The sequence below is a fragment of the Leifsonia sp. L25 genome (genome assembly GCF_050632895.1).
The window spans coordinates 1-15,530 of record NZ_JBODRZ010000004.1; the positions used below are offsets into that span (position 1 = coordinate 1).

Sequence of the window (15,530 nt, forward strand, 5' to 3'; positions counted from 1 at the left end):
GTGGACGACCGCGTCCTCCACGCGATTGTGAGCGAATCGCACGCGTAGAGGGGGTGCCGGCCACCGTCCACGTGCAGGGGGGCCGGCCAGACCGCCTGGGCGATCGCGGCCGGCGCCGACCAGCTGGCGCACACGCCCTTCACCGAACGCCTCTCGGACGATCTCATCGCCGAGTCGGTCCGCCGCGGCATGAGCTGGGTCAGCACCCTCGACATCCACGGCTGGGGCGACCCGACCGACGAGTTCGTCATCGCCTCCGAGAACCTCGGCCGCTTCGCCGCATCCGGTGGCCGGGTGCTGTACGGCACGGACCTGGGCAACGGACCGCTCGCGGTCGGTGTCAACGCGCGGGAGCTGCGCGCCCTGCTCGACGCGGGCGTCCATCCCGACACCGCCTCCGGTCGATCGCCGGCCTCCGGCGGCCGGAGGACGACCGGGCACCGACGATCGGCGCCCACCTGGCCTGCGCCCACGCCGCCGCCGGCCGCGGACGACACGCAGGCCGCCTCCCGACTGGCTGGCCTCCGCCCGCGGTCTCACGGTCGCGCAGCTGCTCGCATCCCCTCGCCCGGAGCGTTCACCCCACCGATGCCCCACCCACGCCCACCCCACCGACACCCACCGGGACGACGCATGACCGACTTCGACACCGCACCTGCTCCGACGCTGGAGCTCGACCCCCGACCGCCGCCCGCGCCCGCGACGCCGCCGACCCGCTCGCGCCGTTCCGCACCCGGTTCGTCGGCATCGACGACGGCACCGCCCAGGTCACCGCCTACTTCGACGGCAACTCCCTCGGCCGGCCGACCCGCGCGAGCATCGAGCGCATCCAGCGCTTCCTGGTCGAGGAATGGGGCGACCGGCTGATCCGCGGCTGGGACGAGGAGTGGATGGAGCTGCCGTTCACGATCGGCGACGAGCTCGGCCGGGTGACGCTCGGCGCCGCCCCGGGCCAGACGTTCATCGGCGACTCGACCACCGTCCTCCTCTACAAGCTCGCCTGCGCCGCGGTCGACGGTCTCCCGCAGCGCAGCGAGATCGTGCTGGACACCGACAACTTCCCGACCGACCGCTACCTGCTCGACGGCACGCTGCGAGCGCGGCCTGCGTCTGGTCTGGATCGAAGCGGACACCGAGGCAGGCGTGACGCCCGAGCAGGTCGCCGCGGCCGTCGGCCCGCAGACCGCGCTGGTCGTGCTCAGCCACGTCGCCTACCGCTCCGGCTTCCTGGCCGACCTCCCCGCGATCACGCGCATCGTGCACGACGCCGGCGCGCTGGTGCTCTGGGACCTGTGCCACTCGGCCGGATCCGTCTCGATGGACTCTTGGACGCGGCGGGGGTCGACCTGGCCGTGGGATGCACGTACAAGTACCTCAACGGCGGTCCGGGATCCCCCGCGTTCGGCGAACGCGCGCCTCATCCCGCAGCTGACCCAGCCCATCCAGGGGTGGATGGGTGCGCGCGACGTCTTCCTGATGGGCCCCGAGTACCAGGCCGCCGACGGCATCCGCCTTCCCCAGCGGCACCCCGCCGATCGTCGGGATGCTCGCCATGAGCGACACGATCGCGATGATCGACGAGGCCGGCATCGAGGCGGTGCGGGCGAAGTCGGTCGCGCTCACCTTGGAGTTCGCGATCGCGCCGGCCGAGGTAGTGGCTCCACCCCGCTCGGCGTCGCGCTCGCGAGCCCTCGCGACCCGGACCGGCGCGGCGGTCACGTCACGCTGAGCCACCCGGCGATGCGTGGGAGTCGCGGCACTCCTCTGGCAGCGCGACGTCATCCCGGATTGCCGCGATCCGGACGGCCTGCGATGTCGGCCTCTCGCCATTGAGCACCAGCTTCGAGGAGGTCTGCATCGGGATGGCGGCCGTGCGCGATGCGCTCGGCGAACTGACCCATGACTGACCAGGCGGTGGCGCGCCGGGCGCCCCGGCGGCCACAGCACCGGTCGCCGCACCGACAGCCGCACCGGGTGCCGTACCGGTCGCCGACGCCCTCGTCGCACGCGACGACCTGGAGGCGTCCAGCGGCAGCGCCACCGCCCTCCTGCGCACGGTGGTCACGGCAGCGTCCTCCGCCCGATCGGCGGGTGGATGAGCGCCGCCGGCGCGGTGCGGCTGGATGGATGGGCTGGGCGTCCCGGCGGCGACGGCGCGTTCCAGCCTGGCGCGCCTCTGCTCGCGCGGCGTGCTGCGCCGCGAGCCGCGCGACGGCATCGCCGGCTACGCTCGATCCCGCCGCCGTGCCGATGCTCGAGCGCGGCGACGCCCGGATCTTCGGCGAGCGCGTCGAGGCGTCCGCGTGGTGCCTGCTCGTTCTCGTTCCCGGAGCGCCGCCGCAGCAGCCGCGACCGCCTCCGCCGCCGCCTCGCCGCCCTCGGCTGCGGCACCGTCGCGGACGGCCTGTGGATCGCGCCGGCCGCCCTCGAGGACGAGCTCGCGGCGACCGCGCGCGAGATCGCCGGTGAGGCGGAGGTCGTCTCTCGCCGACGCCGCTCCGCGCGGCGATCCGGCCGCCGGCCTGGCGCAGCTGGTGCGACCTGCCGGCGCTGCGGCGGGCGCACGAGTCGTTCCTGTCCCGCTTCGGCGATGGTCGCATCCCGCCGACGACGCGGAGGCCTTCGCCGTGTGGATGCGCGCGCTCGACGAGTGCGCGCGTCATCCTCCTACCGCGACCCCGGACTGCCCGCCGCTGAGCTTCCGAGGAGGCTGGCCGGGTGCCGCCTCGGCAGCGCTCTTCGCCCGGCTGCGCGACGAACTGGAGCTGCGTGCGATCGCCACGCCGCCGCCCTGGCCGGCCCGGACCGCGGTGTCTGGCACGCGTGCCGGTGAATCGATCGCGAAACCCCACCTTGTCGCCCGAGTGAGCGGAGTATCCCCGTGCCGACCATCGTTGTTGAAGTGATGCCCAAGGCCGAGCTGCTCGACCCGCAGGGCGCAGGCGAGCTCGCCCGGGCGCTCGCCCGCACCGGCCGCGGCAGGCGTCACCGGCGGCCTGCGTCGGCCCGCTTCGAGCTGACCGTCGACGGCCCGATCGACGACGAGCTGCGCGCCACGGTGCAGAGATCGCCGACGAGATCCTGTCCAATTCGGTCATCGAGGACGTGGTGGGCATCCACTACCCCGCCGAGGTGGACGCCTGGATGCGCATCGGCGTCATCACCTTCCCCGGAGTTCGCTCGACGACCGCGACGCCCTGCGCCGTCCGTCTGGCCGGCGCCGAGCCGGTCGCACTCTGGCACGGCGAGCATGACCTGCAGGGCGTCGACGCCTCGTGCTGCCCGGCGGCTTCTCGTACGGCGACTACCTGCGCTGCGGCGCGATCGCCTCCTCTCGCCGATCATGACCGAGGTCGTGGACGCGGCGGGCAAGGGCATGCCGGTGCTCGGCATCTGCAACGGCTTCCAGATGCTCGCCGAGGCGCACCTCGTGGCCGGCGGCCTCATCCGCAACGACCACGGCACCTTCATCCGCCGCGACCAGCACCTGACGGTCGAGAACACGTCCACGCCGTGGACGAGCGGCTTCGAGCAGGGCCAGGAGATCGTCATCCCGCTCAAGAACGGCGAGGGCGGCTTCATCGCCTCGGCCGACGAACTCGAGCGGCTCGAGGGCGAGGGGATGGTCGTGTTCCGCTACGCGGGCGTCAACCCCAACGGCTCCCTCAACGACATCGCGGGCGTGCGCAACGAGGCGCGGCAACGTGGTCGGCCTCATGCCGCACCCCGAGCACGCGGTCGAGCCCGGCTTCGGCCCGGACACCCGCGACGCGATGCGGTCGGGCACCGACGGCCTCACCTTCTTCACCTCCGTCATCCGCTCGGCGCTCGTCGAGGCGTGACCCTCCCCTCTCCCGTCCCTCCCTTCGCAGCCTGGAGTGCCCGCGTGACCGACACCGCCACCGCCCACGTCGTCGACACCGTCGCGAACGCGATCGAGACCCCGAGCGGGAGCAGCCGTTCGCGGCGCTCGGGCTCAAGGAGGACGAGTACGCCCGCATCCGCGAGATCCTCGGCCGCCGCCCCACCAGCGGCGAGCTGGCGATGTACTCGGTGATGTGGTCGGAGCACTGCTCCTACAAGTCGTCGAAGATCTACCTGCGCCAGTTCGGCCAGAAGGTCAGCCCGGCGATGAAGAAGAACCTCATGGTCGGCATGGGCGAGAACGCCGGCGTCGTCGACGTCGGCGAGGGCTGGGCGGTCACCTTCAAGGTGGAGTCGCACAACCACCCCTCGTACATCGAGCCGTTCCAGGGCGCCGCGACCGGCGTCGGCGGCATCGTGCGCGACATCATCTCGATGGGCGCGCGTCCCGTCGCCGTGATGGACCAGCTGCGCTTCGGCGCCATCGACAACCCGGACACCGCGCGCGTCGTGCACGGCGTCGTCTCCGGCATCTCGTTCTACGGCAACTGCCTGGGCCTGCCGAACATCGGCGGCGAGACGTACTTCGACCCGGTGTACCAGGGCAACCCGCTGGTCAACGCGCTCTCCGTCGGCGTGCTCCGCCACGAGGACCTGCACCTGGCCAACGCGTCCGGCGAGGGTAACAAGGTCGTGCTGTTCGGCGCGCGCACCGGCGGCGACGGGATCGGCGGGGCCAGCATCCTGGCCTCCGACACGTTCTCCGCGGGCGGCCCGACCAAGCGCCCGGCCGTCCAGGTCGGCGACCCGTTCGCCGAGAAGGTGCTCATCGAGTGCTGTCTGGAGCTGTTCCGCGACAAGCTGGTCGAGGGCATCCAGGACCTGGGCGCCGCCGGCATCTCGTGCGCGACCAGCGAGCTCGCCTCCAACGGCGACGGCGGGATGCACGTCGAGCTGGACAAGGTGCTGCTGCGCGACCCGAGCCTCACGGCGCGAGGAGATCCTCATGTCGGAGAGCCAGGAGCGCATGATGGCGGTGGTCAAGCCGGAGCTGCTGGATGCGTTCCTGGCGGTGACCGCCAAGTGGGATGTCGAGACCAGCGTTCTCGGCGAGGTCACCGAGACCGGCCGCCTGACGATCGACTGGCACGGGGAGCGCATCGTCGACGTCGACCCGCGCACGGTCGCGGTCGACGGCCCGGTGTACGAGCGCCCCGTCGCGTACCCGACCTGGATCGACGCCCTCCAGGACGACTCGGCCTCCGTTCTCGCGCGCCCGAGCAGCGGCGACGAACTCCGCGAGCAGACGCTCGCCCTCCTCGGCAGCGCGAACCTGGCCGACAAGGGCTGGATCACCGACCAGTACGACTACTTCGTCGGCGGCAACACCGCGCTGGCGCTCCCCGACGACGCGGGCATGATCCGCGTCGACGAGGAGTCCGGCCTCGGCTTCGCCATCGCGACGGACGCCAACGGGCGCTACTGCCAGCTCGACCCGAAGCAGGGCGCCAAGCTCGCCCTCGCCGAGGCGTACCGCAACGTCGCCGCCTCCGGTGCCGTGCCGGTGGCGGTCACCGACTGCCTCAACTTCGGCAGCCCGGAGAACCCCGAGGTCATGTGGCAGTTCTCGCAGGCGGTCGAGGGTCTCTCCGACGCCTGCCTGGAGCTAGAGATCCCGGTCACCGGCGGCAACGTGTCGTTCTACAACCAGACCGGCGACACCCCCATCTTCCCGACCCCGGTCGTCGGCGTCCTCGGCGTGATCGACGACGTCGCGCGCCGCATCCCGAGCGGCTGGCAGGACGAGGGCGAGAACATCTACCTGCTCGGCACCACCCGCGAGGAGCTGGACGGCTCGGCGTGGGCGGGAACCATCCACGGCCACCTGGGCGGACGACCGCCGGCGGTCGACCTGGGCGCCGAGCGTGCGCTCGCGGAGGCGCTGCACGCCGCATCCCTCGAGGGCCTGGTGTCGTCTGCGCACGACCTCGCCGACGGTGGCCTCGCGCAGGCGCTGGCCGAGAGCGTCATGCGCTTCGGCGTCGGCGCCCGGGTGTGGCTGACCGAGATCGAGGAGCGCGACGGCGTGGATGCGGCGACCGCCCTGTTCTCGGAGTCGACCGCGCGCATCATCGTCACCGTTCCTCGTGAGGACGACGTGAAGTTCCGCGGCCTGTGCGAGGGGCGCGGCATCCCGGCCCTCCGCATCGGCGTGACGGACGCCGAGGTCGGCGTGCAGCCGGTGCTCGAGGTGCAGGACCTCTTCACCATCGGCCTCGAGGAGCTCCGCGGCGTGCACCGCTCCACCCTCCCCGAGCACTTCGGCCCCACCGTCGCCTGACCCGCCGGCCCCCGCGCCAACAGTTCCTGAGTTGTTCGGGCGACACGCCGTCGCGGCCCCGAACGACTCAGGAATTGTTGGCGCAGCGGCCCGCTACGTTAGGGACGTGAGGCGCGCGCGGGGAACGGTCGGAGTCGTCGCTGGCGCGCTCGCGCTGGCCGGGGTGATCGGGGCGCTCCGCGCGACACCGTGGCCGTCGGCGCTGGTGATCCGGCGCGTGTTCACGAAGGGCGCACGCCAGACGGTCGCCGAGATGTCGCCGTTCGTACCTACGTAGGCGTGACGGGGAGCACCCGGCATCCCGATCGGCGGATCGACTCGCCGGCTCACGTTCGATGTCTTCCGTCCGGACCGCCACGACGGTCCCCTGCCGACGGTCGTCCGGGTGCACGGCGGCGCATGGCTCTCCGGCTCGAGCTGGGATGTGGAACCGTACCTGCGCATCCTGGCCGCCGAAGGCTTCACGGCTGTCGGATTGAACTACACGCTCGCGCCGGAGGCGGCCTATCCGGTCGCGGTGCGGGAGCTCAACGACGCCCTCGCGCACCTCGTGGAGCGTGCCGACGAACTGGGAATCGACGCCGACCGGATCGTGCTCGCCGGTGATTCGGCGGGAGCGCAACTCGCCGCGCAGCTGGCGGCGCTCACCACTGGTCGGGACTACGCGAGCCTGGTCGGCATCCGGCCCGCTCTTCGTTCGGAGCAGCTCCGTGCGGTGGTTCTCAACTGCGGCGTGTACGACCTGCACGCTCTGGCCGACCTGACCGGGCTGCTCGGCTGGGGCTTCAAGACGGCGATGTGGGCGTACAGCGGCACCAAGGACTGGTCCGCGAGTCCCGCCGGGCACACCATGTCGACCGTCCGGCACGTCACGGGCGACTTCCCGCCCACGTACATCTCGGCGCGGCAACGGCGACGGGCTGACCGCGACGCAGTCGGTTCCGATGGCGGCGGCCCTCCGCGCGGAGGGCGTGGACGTGACGGAGCTCTTCTGGCCGGACGACCACGAGCCGGCCCTGCCGCACGAGTACCAGTTCCACCTCGACTTCCCGGAGGGCGCACGATGCGCTCGCCGCGACGGTCGCGCTCCTGCGCGCGCGGGACGGCGGAGTGAACGAAGGAGGAGAGCGCTCGCATCTCCTTCGATTGGCAGTGCTGCGGGAGATTCGAACGGTACCCCGCCGAATCTCCTTCGCCGCGAAGCCGATCAGCGCCGCGCCGGAGCCGCCGGAGCCGCACCCGCCGCCGCATCCGCCGCCGCCAACTCCGCCTGCCGCCGCGTGAACAGCCGCACCCGCTGCTGCGTGAGCAGGATGCCGGCCAGCACGACCACCGCCCCCACCGGCTCGTTCCACGTCAGGTGCCCGCCCAGCACGAGGATGCCGAGCGCCACGCCGACCACCGGGGTGACGTACGTGACACCGGAGGTCATGGTCGGGCCCCAGGCGCGCAGCACGTTCATGTTCCAGATGTAGACGACGCCCGTTCCGAGTGCGCCGAGCGCCAGCAGGGAGAGCAGCACCGGCCAGCTGAACGAGATGGGATGCCACGCGACGATCGGCGTGAGCAGCAGCATCACGACCGCCGCCAGGCCGATGTTGAGGAACGCGCTGGCGGTGGCGGACACCGCGCGAGGGCTGATGAACCGGCGGATGTAGCCGAAGCTGAAGCCGTAGCAGGTCACCGCTCCGAGGCAGGCGAGCTGGCCCCAGAGGCTGCCGCCCAGCGCATCCACCGCCCAGGGACCGACGACGATCACGACGCCGACGATGCCGACGAGCACCCCGAGCACCTGGTCGCGGTTGAGCTTCTCGACCCGGAAGGCCGCCGTGACCAGGATCGCGGTCGTGATCGGCGTGACGGCGTTGTAGATGCTGGCGAGCGACGACGACACGTACTGCTCCGCCCAGGCGAACAGCAGGAACGGGATGACGCAGTACGTCACCGCGACGACGGCGAAGTGCAGGTACACGATCGGCTCGCGCGGCAGCCGGGTGCGCATGAGGAGGGCGATGATGCCCAGCGTGATGGCCCCGAACACCAGGCGCGCCCAGGCGACCTGCCCGAACGTCACGCCCTGGAGCGCGACCTTCATGAACAGGAAGCTGGCGCCCCAGACGAGCCCCATGGCGGCGAACTGCAGAGCGACCTTCACCCTTCGACGCTAGCGGGTGCCACCGACGCGGGACATGCGGAATCGGACACGGATGCGACAGATGCGGCCACTGTCCCGGTCGGGGATCATGGGGGCGGGAATAGATCCTCCTCCGTACGTTGTATGCATTTGCAGCAGAAACGGCGAGAACAACAAGAGGAGCCAGTCATGCAGTACGGAATCTTCTCCGTCAGCGACATCACCCGCGACCCCGTGTCGGGTGAGACGCCGAGCGAGGCGGAGCGCATCGACGCGGATCGTGAAGATCGCGAAGCACGCGGAGGAGGTCGGCCTCGACGTCTTCGCGATCGGCGAGCACCACAACCCGCCGTTCTTCTCCTCGTCCCCCACCACCCTTCTCGCGCACATCGCGGCCCTCACCGAGACGCTGACGGTCACCACCTCGACGACGCTGATCACCACGAACGACCCGGTGCGCATCGCCGAGGAGTACGCGATGCTGCAGCACCTGTCGAAGGGCCGGATGGACCTGATGATCGGCCGCGGCAACACCGGCCCGGTGTACCCGTGGTTCGGGCAGGACATCCGCCAGAGCCTCCCGCTCGCTCTCGAGAACTACAACCTGCTGCACCGCCTCTGGCACGAGGACGTCGTCGACTGGGAGGGGCGCTTCCGCACCCGCTTCAGGGCTTCACCTCGACGCCGCGCCCCCTCGACGACGTCCCGCCCTTCGTGTGGCACGGCAGCATCCGCACCCCGGAGATCGCCGAGCAGGCCGCGTTCTACGGCAACGGCTTCTTCGCGAACAACATCTTCTGGCCGAAGGAGCACTACGCACGCCTGATCGCGTTCTACCGCGAGCGCTTCGAGCACTACGGGCACGGAACCGCCAGGCAGGCGATCGTCGGACTCGGCGGCCAGGCCTTCATCGCGAAGAACTCGCAGGACGCGAAGGACCAGTTCCGCCCCTACTTCAACGAGGCCCCCGTCTACGGCAACGGCCCGACGATGGAGGAGTTCACGGACGCGACCCCGCTCACCGTGGGCAGCCCGCAGGAGGTCATCGACAAGACGCTGACCTTCCGCGAGTGGGCGGGCGACTACCAGCGCCAGCTGTTCTGATGGACCACGCCGGCCGCTGCCGCTCAAGACCGGTGCTCGAGCAGCTCGACCTGCTCGGCGAGCACGTCATCCCGGTGCTCCGCAAGGAGACCGAGGCCCGCAAGGACCCGGAGACCCCGGACGCGCCGACCCACGCGTCGCTCGTCGCCGAGAAGTACGGCGACCAGGCTCCGCGCCAGCCGCGACCGAACGCGAACCGCGGCGACAACGTGACCGGCGCCTCCCCCTACCAGGACAACCGAGGAGCAGTTCCAGGCGAGCTACCCGTCGCTCTGACGGCCGGCCGCAGGCAGAAGGACATGACCATGACCAGCACCCCCCAGCGACCGTTCCGCGTCGTCGTGGTGAACGCGGGCGTCAGCGACCCGTCGTCCACCAAGATGCTCGCCGACCGGCTCGCCCTCCGCGTGGAGGCGACCGCCCAGCGCGACGGCCGCACCGTCGAGACGCTCAACCTCGACCTCCGCGAGCTGCTGCCCGAGCTCGGCGCCGCCCTGGCATCCGGGCACCTCGGCCCGAAGTTCACCAAGGCGATCGAGGCGCTGAAGTCGGCGGACGGCATCATCGCGACGGCCCCCGTTTACAAGGCGGGCCCGAGCGGGCTGTTCACCTCTTTCTTCCAGGTGCTCGACAACGACCTGCTCATCGCGAAGCCGGTCGTCCTGGGCGCGACCGCGGGAACCGCCCGCCACGCGCTCGTCGTCGACGGGGAGATGCGGTCGCTGTTCGCCTTCCTCCGCACGATGACGACGCCGACCTCCGTCTTCGCCTCCACCGAGGACTGGCAGGACAAGGCGCTCGGCACGCGCATCGACCGGGCCGCGCGCGAACTCGTCGTGCTGATGGAGTCCGAGGTCGAGTCGAAGATCACGGACACCTCGTGGGACAGCTACCAGCACGAGTTCGGCTCGGCCGGCGGCAACGAGCTGGGGATCGACCTCAGGTCGGACCTGATGCGCCTGGCCGCGGGCGGTACGCTGCCCGGTCAGCGCCGCTAGCGCCGTCACCGGCCGCGGACAGCTTCTGTCCGCGAACAGGCCCCGGGATCCCCGGGGCCTGTTGCCGTCTCCGGGCGCGCGGGCCCGCGGTAGGGTGCAGGGTAGAACAGGGAGGTCTTGGGGTTGGACGTTCTCAGCGCGCTGCAGTGGATCGGCGTCATCGTGTGCCTGATCCTCGCGCTCACCGGGCTCATCCCCGTGATCGCTGCGGCGGCCACCTTCGTGGTCATCCCGTTCCACGCCTGGATCAACCATTACAGGAAGGCGGCCCCGTACCTTCCGCGGGTCGCCATCGTCGTCCCCGCCTGCGAACGAGGGCGCGGTGATCGGCGCATCCATCGACCGGCTGATGAAGCTGGACTACCCGCTCGAGGCGCTCCGCATCTACGTGGTGGACGACGCCAGCACCGACGACACCCCCGAGGTGGTGCGCGACCGCGCCTCCCGCTACCCCGGCAACGTGCACCTGCTCAGGCGCGAGCACGGCGGCCAGGGCAAGGCGCACACCCTCAACCACGGCATCGCACGCATCCTCGAGGACGACTGGATGGAGGCGCTCCTCATCATGGACGCCGACGTCATCTACCTGCCGGACTCGCTGCGCCGCATGACCCGCCACCTCGCCGACCCCGACGTGGGTGCGGTGTCGGCCTACATCCGCGAGGGCAGCACCCACCGCAACTACCTCACCAAGTTCGTCGGCGTCGAGTACGTCCTCTCGCAGCCGGCCGCCCGGCGCGCGCAGAACGTGCTCGGCGCGCAGGCCTGCCTCGCCGGAGGCGCCCAACTGCACACCCGCGAGAACCTGCTGGCGATCGGCGGCCGCATCGACACATCCTCGCTGGCGGAGGACACGATCACGACGTTCGAGACGCAGCTGCTCGGCAAGAAGGTGGTCTTCGAGCCGCACGCGCACGTGCTCGCCGAGGAACCGAACCGCGTCGACGCCCTCTGGAAGCAGCGCCTGCGCTGGGCACGCGGCAACGTCACGGTCACCGCCCGCTACTCGAAGGTGTGGTTCCGCCCCTCACGCACGCACCACCTCGGTGGCATCAGCTTCGGGATCGTGTGGTTCAGCCTGTGGCTGCTGCCTCTGATCATGATCACGTCATCCATCGGCCTGGCGGGACTGCTGTTCCTGCACAGCGACGTCGCGACCGGCGTCTTCCGGGTGCTCTGGATCTCGGCTGCGCTCGCGTACCTCTTCGTGCTGATCCTCGGGGCGCAGACCGACGGCTCCACGACCAAGCACACGCTCGGCCACGTGCTGCTGTTCCCCGGGATCATCAATATGCTCGTCATGGTCACGGCGCTCTTCCCGCCGGTCACGCTGGTCTGGCTGCCCGGCCTCTTCGGCGTGACACTCGATGGTGCGACGCTGTTCGCGCTGACGCTGGCGATCTACGTCTGGATCCCGTTCTCGATGGTCGTCGCCTGGCTGGCGCGGACGTCGGAGAAGACGCGCGCCGGCCGCTGGCTCGCCCCGACGCTGATCTACCTGGCGGGCTACGGTTCGCTACTGTGCGCGATCACCTTCGACTCCTACCTCAAGGAGCTGGCCGGCGCCGAGGCCAAGTGGGACAAGACCGAGAAGGTGGGGCGCGTCGCCACGGGCTGAGGCGTCATACTGGAGGACCACTTCCTGCGGATGACGCCGTGGCCCCAGGATGCGCCGGGCGGCCGATGCCGGCGCCGCCCGCACCCGGCCACGCTGGGAGCATGACCTCAGCACCAGCACCCGGCCCAGCAGAACCCCCGGTCCTCGCGGCGACCGGCCTCACCAAGACCTACGGCACGTCCACAGCGCTCGCGGGCGTGGATTTCCGGGTCGCGCCGGGCGAAGTCCGTCGCCGTCATGGGCGCGTCCGGTTCGGGCAAGACGACCCTGCTGCACTGCCTCGCCGGCATCGTCGCGCCCGACGGCGGCTCGGTCGTGCTCGCGACCCCTCAGGGCCCGCTCGAGGTCACCGGCCTGAACGAGGCCGGCCGCTCGCGGCTGCGACGGGAAGCATTCGGCTTCGTCTTCCAGCAGGGCCTGCTCCTGCCCGAGCTGACCGCCGTCGAGAACGTGGCGCTGCCGCTCATGCTGACGGGTACGGAGCGCTCCGCTGCCGAGCAGACGGCCGCGATGTGGCTGGCGGCCCTGGGGCTCCGCGGGCCTCGAGTCGCGCCGTATCGGCCAGCTCTCGGGCGGTCAGGCGCAGCGCGTCGCAATCGCCCGGGCGCAGACCACCGGCGCCGCCGTCGTCTTCGCCGACGAGCCGACCGGCGCCCTCGACTCGGTGACCTCGGCAGAGGTGATGGATGCGCTCATCCGCTCGACCTCCGACCGCGGCCGCTCGCTCGTGGTGGTCACGCACGACGAGACGGTCGCCGCACGCTGCTCGCGCGTGCTCCGGCTCGCCGACGGGCGGATCGTGGACGGGGTGAACGCCCGATGACGACGCTCCGCCTGGCGTGGCTGTTCGCCCGCCGCAGCGCATCCACCCGGTCGACGTTCCTTCTCCCGGTCGTCGCGTTCGCCGTGGTGACGGCCCTGCTGCTGATCGTCGCCGGCGGGGCGCAGGCGTTCTTCGGCTGGACGGACGAGACGGCTGGGCTGTACCAGCTGCTGGCCGTGATCGCCCTGTCGCTGCTGCTGGTGCCTCTCGCCGGACTCGGCGGTTCGGCGGCCCGCCTCTCCGCGCGGCGACGGGATGACCGCCTCGCGAGCCTGCGCCTCCTCGGCGCGACGTCCTCGACGGTGACGGCGCTGACGGTCATCGAGTCGACCGTGACGGCTCTCGCCGGGGCGGTCGCCGGCGTCGCGGTCTACGTGGTCGTCTCCCCGCTGATCGGGCTGATCCCCTTCCGCGGGGAACCGCTCGGGATGTCCGTGCTGCTCGGCCCGGGGTGGATCGCGCTGGCCGTGCTCGGTGTCGGCGCGCTGGCGGCGGCGAGCGCCGCGGTCGGGCTGCGGGGCGTGATCGTGTCGCCGCTCGGCGTGCGGACCCGTCAGCAGGCTCCGCGCATCCACTGGGTGCGAGCCGTTCTCGCCGCCGGTGCCGTTCTCGTGGTGGTCGGCGCGATCACCGTGGTGCAGCGCGCGGCGGAGGTCGGGGTGATCGTCGGCGTGCTCGCGGCCGGGTTCGCGGGCACCATCGCAGTGCTGAACCTCGTCGGCCCGTGGGTGCTGGGGCTGATGGCCGCCGGGCAGGCGCGCCGGGCGCGGACGGCCCGCCGGCTGCTCGCCGCCCGCAGCATCCTGGAGTCGCCGAAGGCCGCCTGGCGGCAGGTGTCGGGCGTCGCGATGACGAGTTTCGTCGCGGTCATCGCGGGCGTCGGCATCTCGTTCCTCGATCTCGCGGGCGGTCAGGGCGACCCGGCCGCTCGGGAGTTCGTCGCGGACATCCGCACGGGCGTCCTCATCACGGTCGTCGCCTCCTTCGTGATGGTCGCGTGCTCGGCCGGGGTCAACCAGGCGGCGGCGGTCCTCGACCGGCGCGACCTCTACGTGAGCCTCGACCGGATCGGGATGCCGGTCGGGGAGATGAACGCCGCACGCAGCCGGGCCGTGCTCTCACCGCTGCGGATCACGGCGATCGGTTCCGGCCGTCACGGCGGCCGTGGTGGTGTTCCCGCTCACCGGGATGAGCCTGCTGACCTCCCCGCTCACCCTCGCGGTGGTGGCGGGAACGCTGGCGGCGGGGATCCTGCTGGTCTGGGCGGCCCTGCGCGCCACGCGTCCCGTGCTCACCCGGGTGCTCGCCGAGCCGTCGCCCAGCCTGTGACGCAGTAGGGTCGGAACATGCCCCAGAACAGCGAGGAGGCGGCCGCGCTCGAGCAGCTGCACAGCATCCGCCAGAGCATCGACAACATCGACGCGGCGGTCATCCACATGCTCGCGGAGCGGTTCAAGTTCACGCAGCAGGTGGGCGCCCTGAAGGCGGCGCACGGACCGCCGCCGGCCGACCCGGAGCGCGAGCAGGGCAGATCCAGCGGCTGCGAGCCCTGGCCGAGGAGAGCCACCTCGATCCGGCCTTCGCAGAGAAGTTCCTGACCTTCATCATCGCGGAGGTCATCCACCACCACGAGCGCATCGCCGGCGGGAACGGCAAGTAACCGGATGGGCTGGGATGCCACGGCGCTGCCCGACGCCCACGGCCGGACGGTCGTCGTCACGGGCGCGAACGCCGGAGTCGGCTACTTCACGGCCGAGCAGCTGGCGGGCGCCGGCGCCCACGTGGTGCTGGCCTGCCGCGACCCGGAGCGCGCGGAAGCGGCCGTGTCGGCCATCCGCCGCCGGGTCCGGGGCGCCTCCGTCGAGGGCTGCTGCTGGATGTGACGGACCGGCGCTCGATCGACGCGGCGGCCGACGCGCTGCTCGCCCGGACCGGGTGGATGCGCTGGTGCTGAACGCAGGCATCGTTCACCTCGCCGCGCACGCGTCAGACGGACGAGTACGGGAACGAGCTCGTGCTGTCGACGAACGTGCTGGGGCACTTCCGGCTGGTCGCGCGGGCGCTCCCGGCACTGGCCGGTGCGTCTGGTGCGTCTGGTGCGCCCGGCGCACCTTCGGCCCGCATCGTCACCCTCGGATCGCTGGCCAGCCGGCTGGGCCGCCTCCGCCTCGACGACCTGCAACTCGAGCGCGGGTACACGTCGTGGCGGGCGTACTCCGGCTCGAAGATCGCGGCGCAGGTGTTCGGGTTCGAACTCGATCGCCGCCTCCGTGCCGCCGGATCCGACGTCGCGAGCGTCGTCGTGCATCCGGGCTACTCGACCTCGGGGCGCACGCCCGGCATCCGCGGGGTGAATCACCCGTCGCGGGTGAAGCGTTTCGCGGACAACCTGCAGGCGGCATGGACGCAGGGCAAGGACGCCGGTGCGCACGTGCCCGTCCGCGCGGTGCTCGACCCCTCCGTCAGCGGAGGGGACTACCTCGGCCCGGCGCTCCGGACGAAGGGCGCCCCCGTGCACGCCGCCGCGACGCGCGCCTCCCGATCGCCGCGCCAGGGCGCGCGCCTGTGGCCCCGCCTCGAGGCCGCCGCCGGCCAGCCGTTCCCGCTCCCCTGACGCCCTCGGCAGTAATTCCTGAGTGACTCGGGGC

The 15,530-nt window shown here is 71.6% G+C and carries 8 protein-coding genes and 7 pseudogenes; 14 read left to right on the plus strand and 1 reads right to left on the minus strand.

Going from position 1 to position 15,530, the window contains the following annotated elements; all coding sequences use genetic code 11:
• Positions 1–633: 633 nt before the first annotated feature.
• From ACRAWC_RS20345 to ACRAWC_RS20370, 6 genes and pseudogenes are all read left to right on the plus strand, one after another.
• Positions 634–1,907 (plus strand): annotated as a pseudogene (locus ACRAWC_RS20345) (kynureninase).
• 188 nt (positions 1,908–2,095) lie between these two features.
• On the plus strand, positions 2,096–2,833 hold the full coding sequence (locus ACRAWC_RS20350; RefSeq protein ID WP_431349507.1) for a hypothetical protein: 738 nt from the start codon (positions 2,096–2,098) through the stop codon (positions 2,831–2,833).
• 311 nt (positions 2,834–3,144) lie between these two features.
• Positions 3,145–3,842 (plus strand): annotated as a pseudogene (gene purQ, locus ACRAWC_RS20355) (phosphoribosylformylglycinamidine synthase subunit PurQ).
• A gap of 44 nt (positions 3,843–3,886) precedes the next feature.
• Positions 3,887–6,205: pseudogene (purL, locus tag ACRAWC_RS20360) on the plus strand (phosphoribosylformylglycinamidine synthase subunit PurL).
• 106 nt (positions 6,206–6,311) lie between these two features.
• Positions 6,312–6,482, plus strand: coding sequence for a hypothetical protein (locus tag ACRAWC_RS20365; RefSeq protein ID WP_431349508.1), 171 nt, complete (start codon positions 6,312–6,314; stop codon positions 6,480–6,482).
• A 108-nt stretch (positions 6,483–6,590) separates the two neighbouring features.
• On the plus strand, positions 6,591–7,319 hold the full coding sequence (locus ACRAWC_RS20370; RefSeq protein WP_431349509.1) for an alpha/beta hydrolase: 729 nt from the start codon (positions 6,591–6,593) through the stop codon (positions 7,317–7,319).
• A gap of 93 nt (positions 7,320–7,412) precedes the next feature.
• Here ACRAWC_RS20370 and ACRAWC_RS20375 read toward each other — a convergent pair whose 3' ends face one another.
• Entirely contained in the window at positions 7,413–8,360 is a 948-nt protein-coding gene (locus ACRAWC_RS20375; RefSeq protein WP_431349510.1) for a DMT family transporter, read from the minus strand.
• Between the two features lie 168 nt (positions 8,361–8,528).
• Here ACRAWC_RS20375 and ACRAWC_RS20380 point away from each other — a divergent pair.
• From ACRAWC_RS20380 to ACRAWC_RS20415, 8 genes and pseudogenes are all read left to right on the plus strand, one after another.
• Positions 8,529–9,682 (plus strand): annotated as a pseudogene (locus tag ACRAWC_RS20380) (CE1758 family FMN-dependent luciferase-like monooxygenase); the annotation flags it as partial.
• Between the two features lie 66 nt (positions 9,683–9,748).
• A complete protein-coding gene (locus tag ACRAWC_RS20385) occupies positions 9,749–10,441 on the plus strand; it encodes a CE1759 family FMN reductase (protein WP_431349961.1) in 693 nt (230 codons plus the stop codon).
• Between the two features lie 322 nt (positions 10,442–10,763).
• Positions 10,764–12,059 (plus strand): glycosyltransferase, encoded by a 1,296-nt coding sequence (locus ACRAWC_RS20390; protein ID WP_431349511.1) that lies wholly within the window; start codon positions 10,764–10,766, stop codon positions 12,057–12,059.
• 101 nt (positions 12,060–12,160) lie between these two features.
• Positions 12,161–12,882, plus strand: a pseudogene (locus ACRAWC_RS20395) (ABC transporter ATP-binding protein).
• A pseudogene (locus tag ACRAWC_RS20400) lies at positions 12,879–14,211 on the plus strand (FtsX-like permease family protein). The pseudogenes ACRAWC_RS20395 and ACRAWC_RS20400 overlap by 4 nt, the downstream one beginning before the upstream one ends.
• 17 nt (positions 14,212–14,228) lie before the next feature.
• A pseudogene (locus tag ACRAWC_RS20405) lies at positions 14,229–14,542 on the plus strand (chorismate mutase).
• 4 nt (positions 14,543–14,546) lie between these two features.
• Positions 14,547–14,765 carry an SDR family NAD(P)-dependent oxidoreductase gene (locus ACRAWC_RS20410; protein ID WP_431349512.1) on the plus strand — a complete coding sequence of 73 codons (219 nt, stop codon included), beginning with the start codon at positions 14,547–14,549 and terminating at the stop codon, positions 14,763–14,765.
• A 131-nt stretch (positions 14,766–14,896) separates the two neighbouring features.
• Positions 14,897–15,496 (plus strand): hypothetical protein, encoded by a 600-nt coding sequence (locus tag ACRAWC_RS20415; protein ID WP_431349513.1) that lies wholly within the window; start codon positions 14,897–14,899, stop codon positions 15,494–15,496.
• Positions 15,497–15,530: the final 34 nt, after the last annotated feature.

Coding starts and splice junctions, on each gene's coding strand:
- ACRAWC_RS20350 (WP_431349507.1), top strand. CDS start 2,096: ATGAGCGCCGCCGGCGCGGTGCGGCTGGATGGATGGGCTGGGCGTCCC.
- ACRAWC_RS20385 (WP_431349961.1), top strand. CDS start 9,749: ATGACCAGCACCCCCCAGCGACCGTTCCGCGTCGTCGTGGTGAACGCG.
- ACRAWC_RS20410 (WP_431349512.1), top strand. CDS start 14,547: ATGGGCTGGGATGCCACGGCGCTGCCCGACGCCCACGGCCGGACGGTC.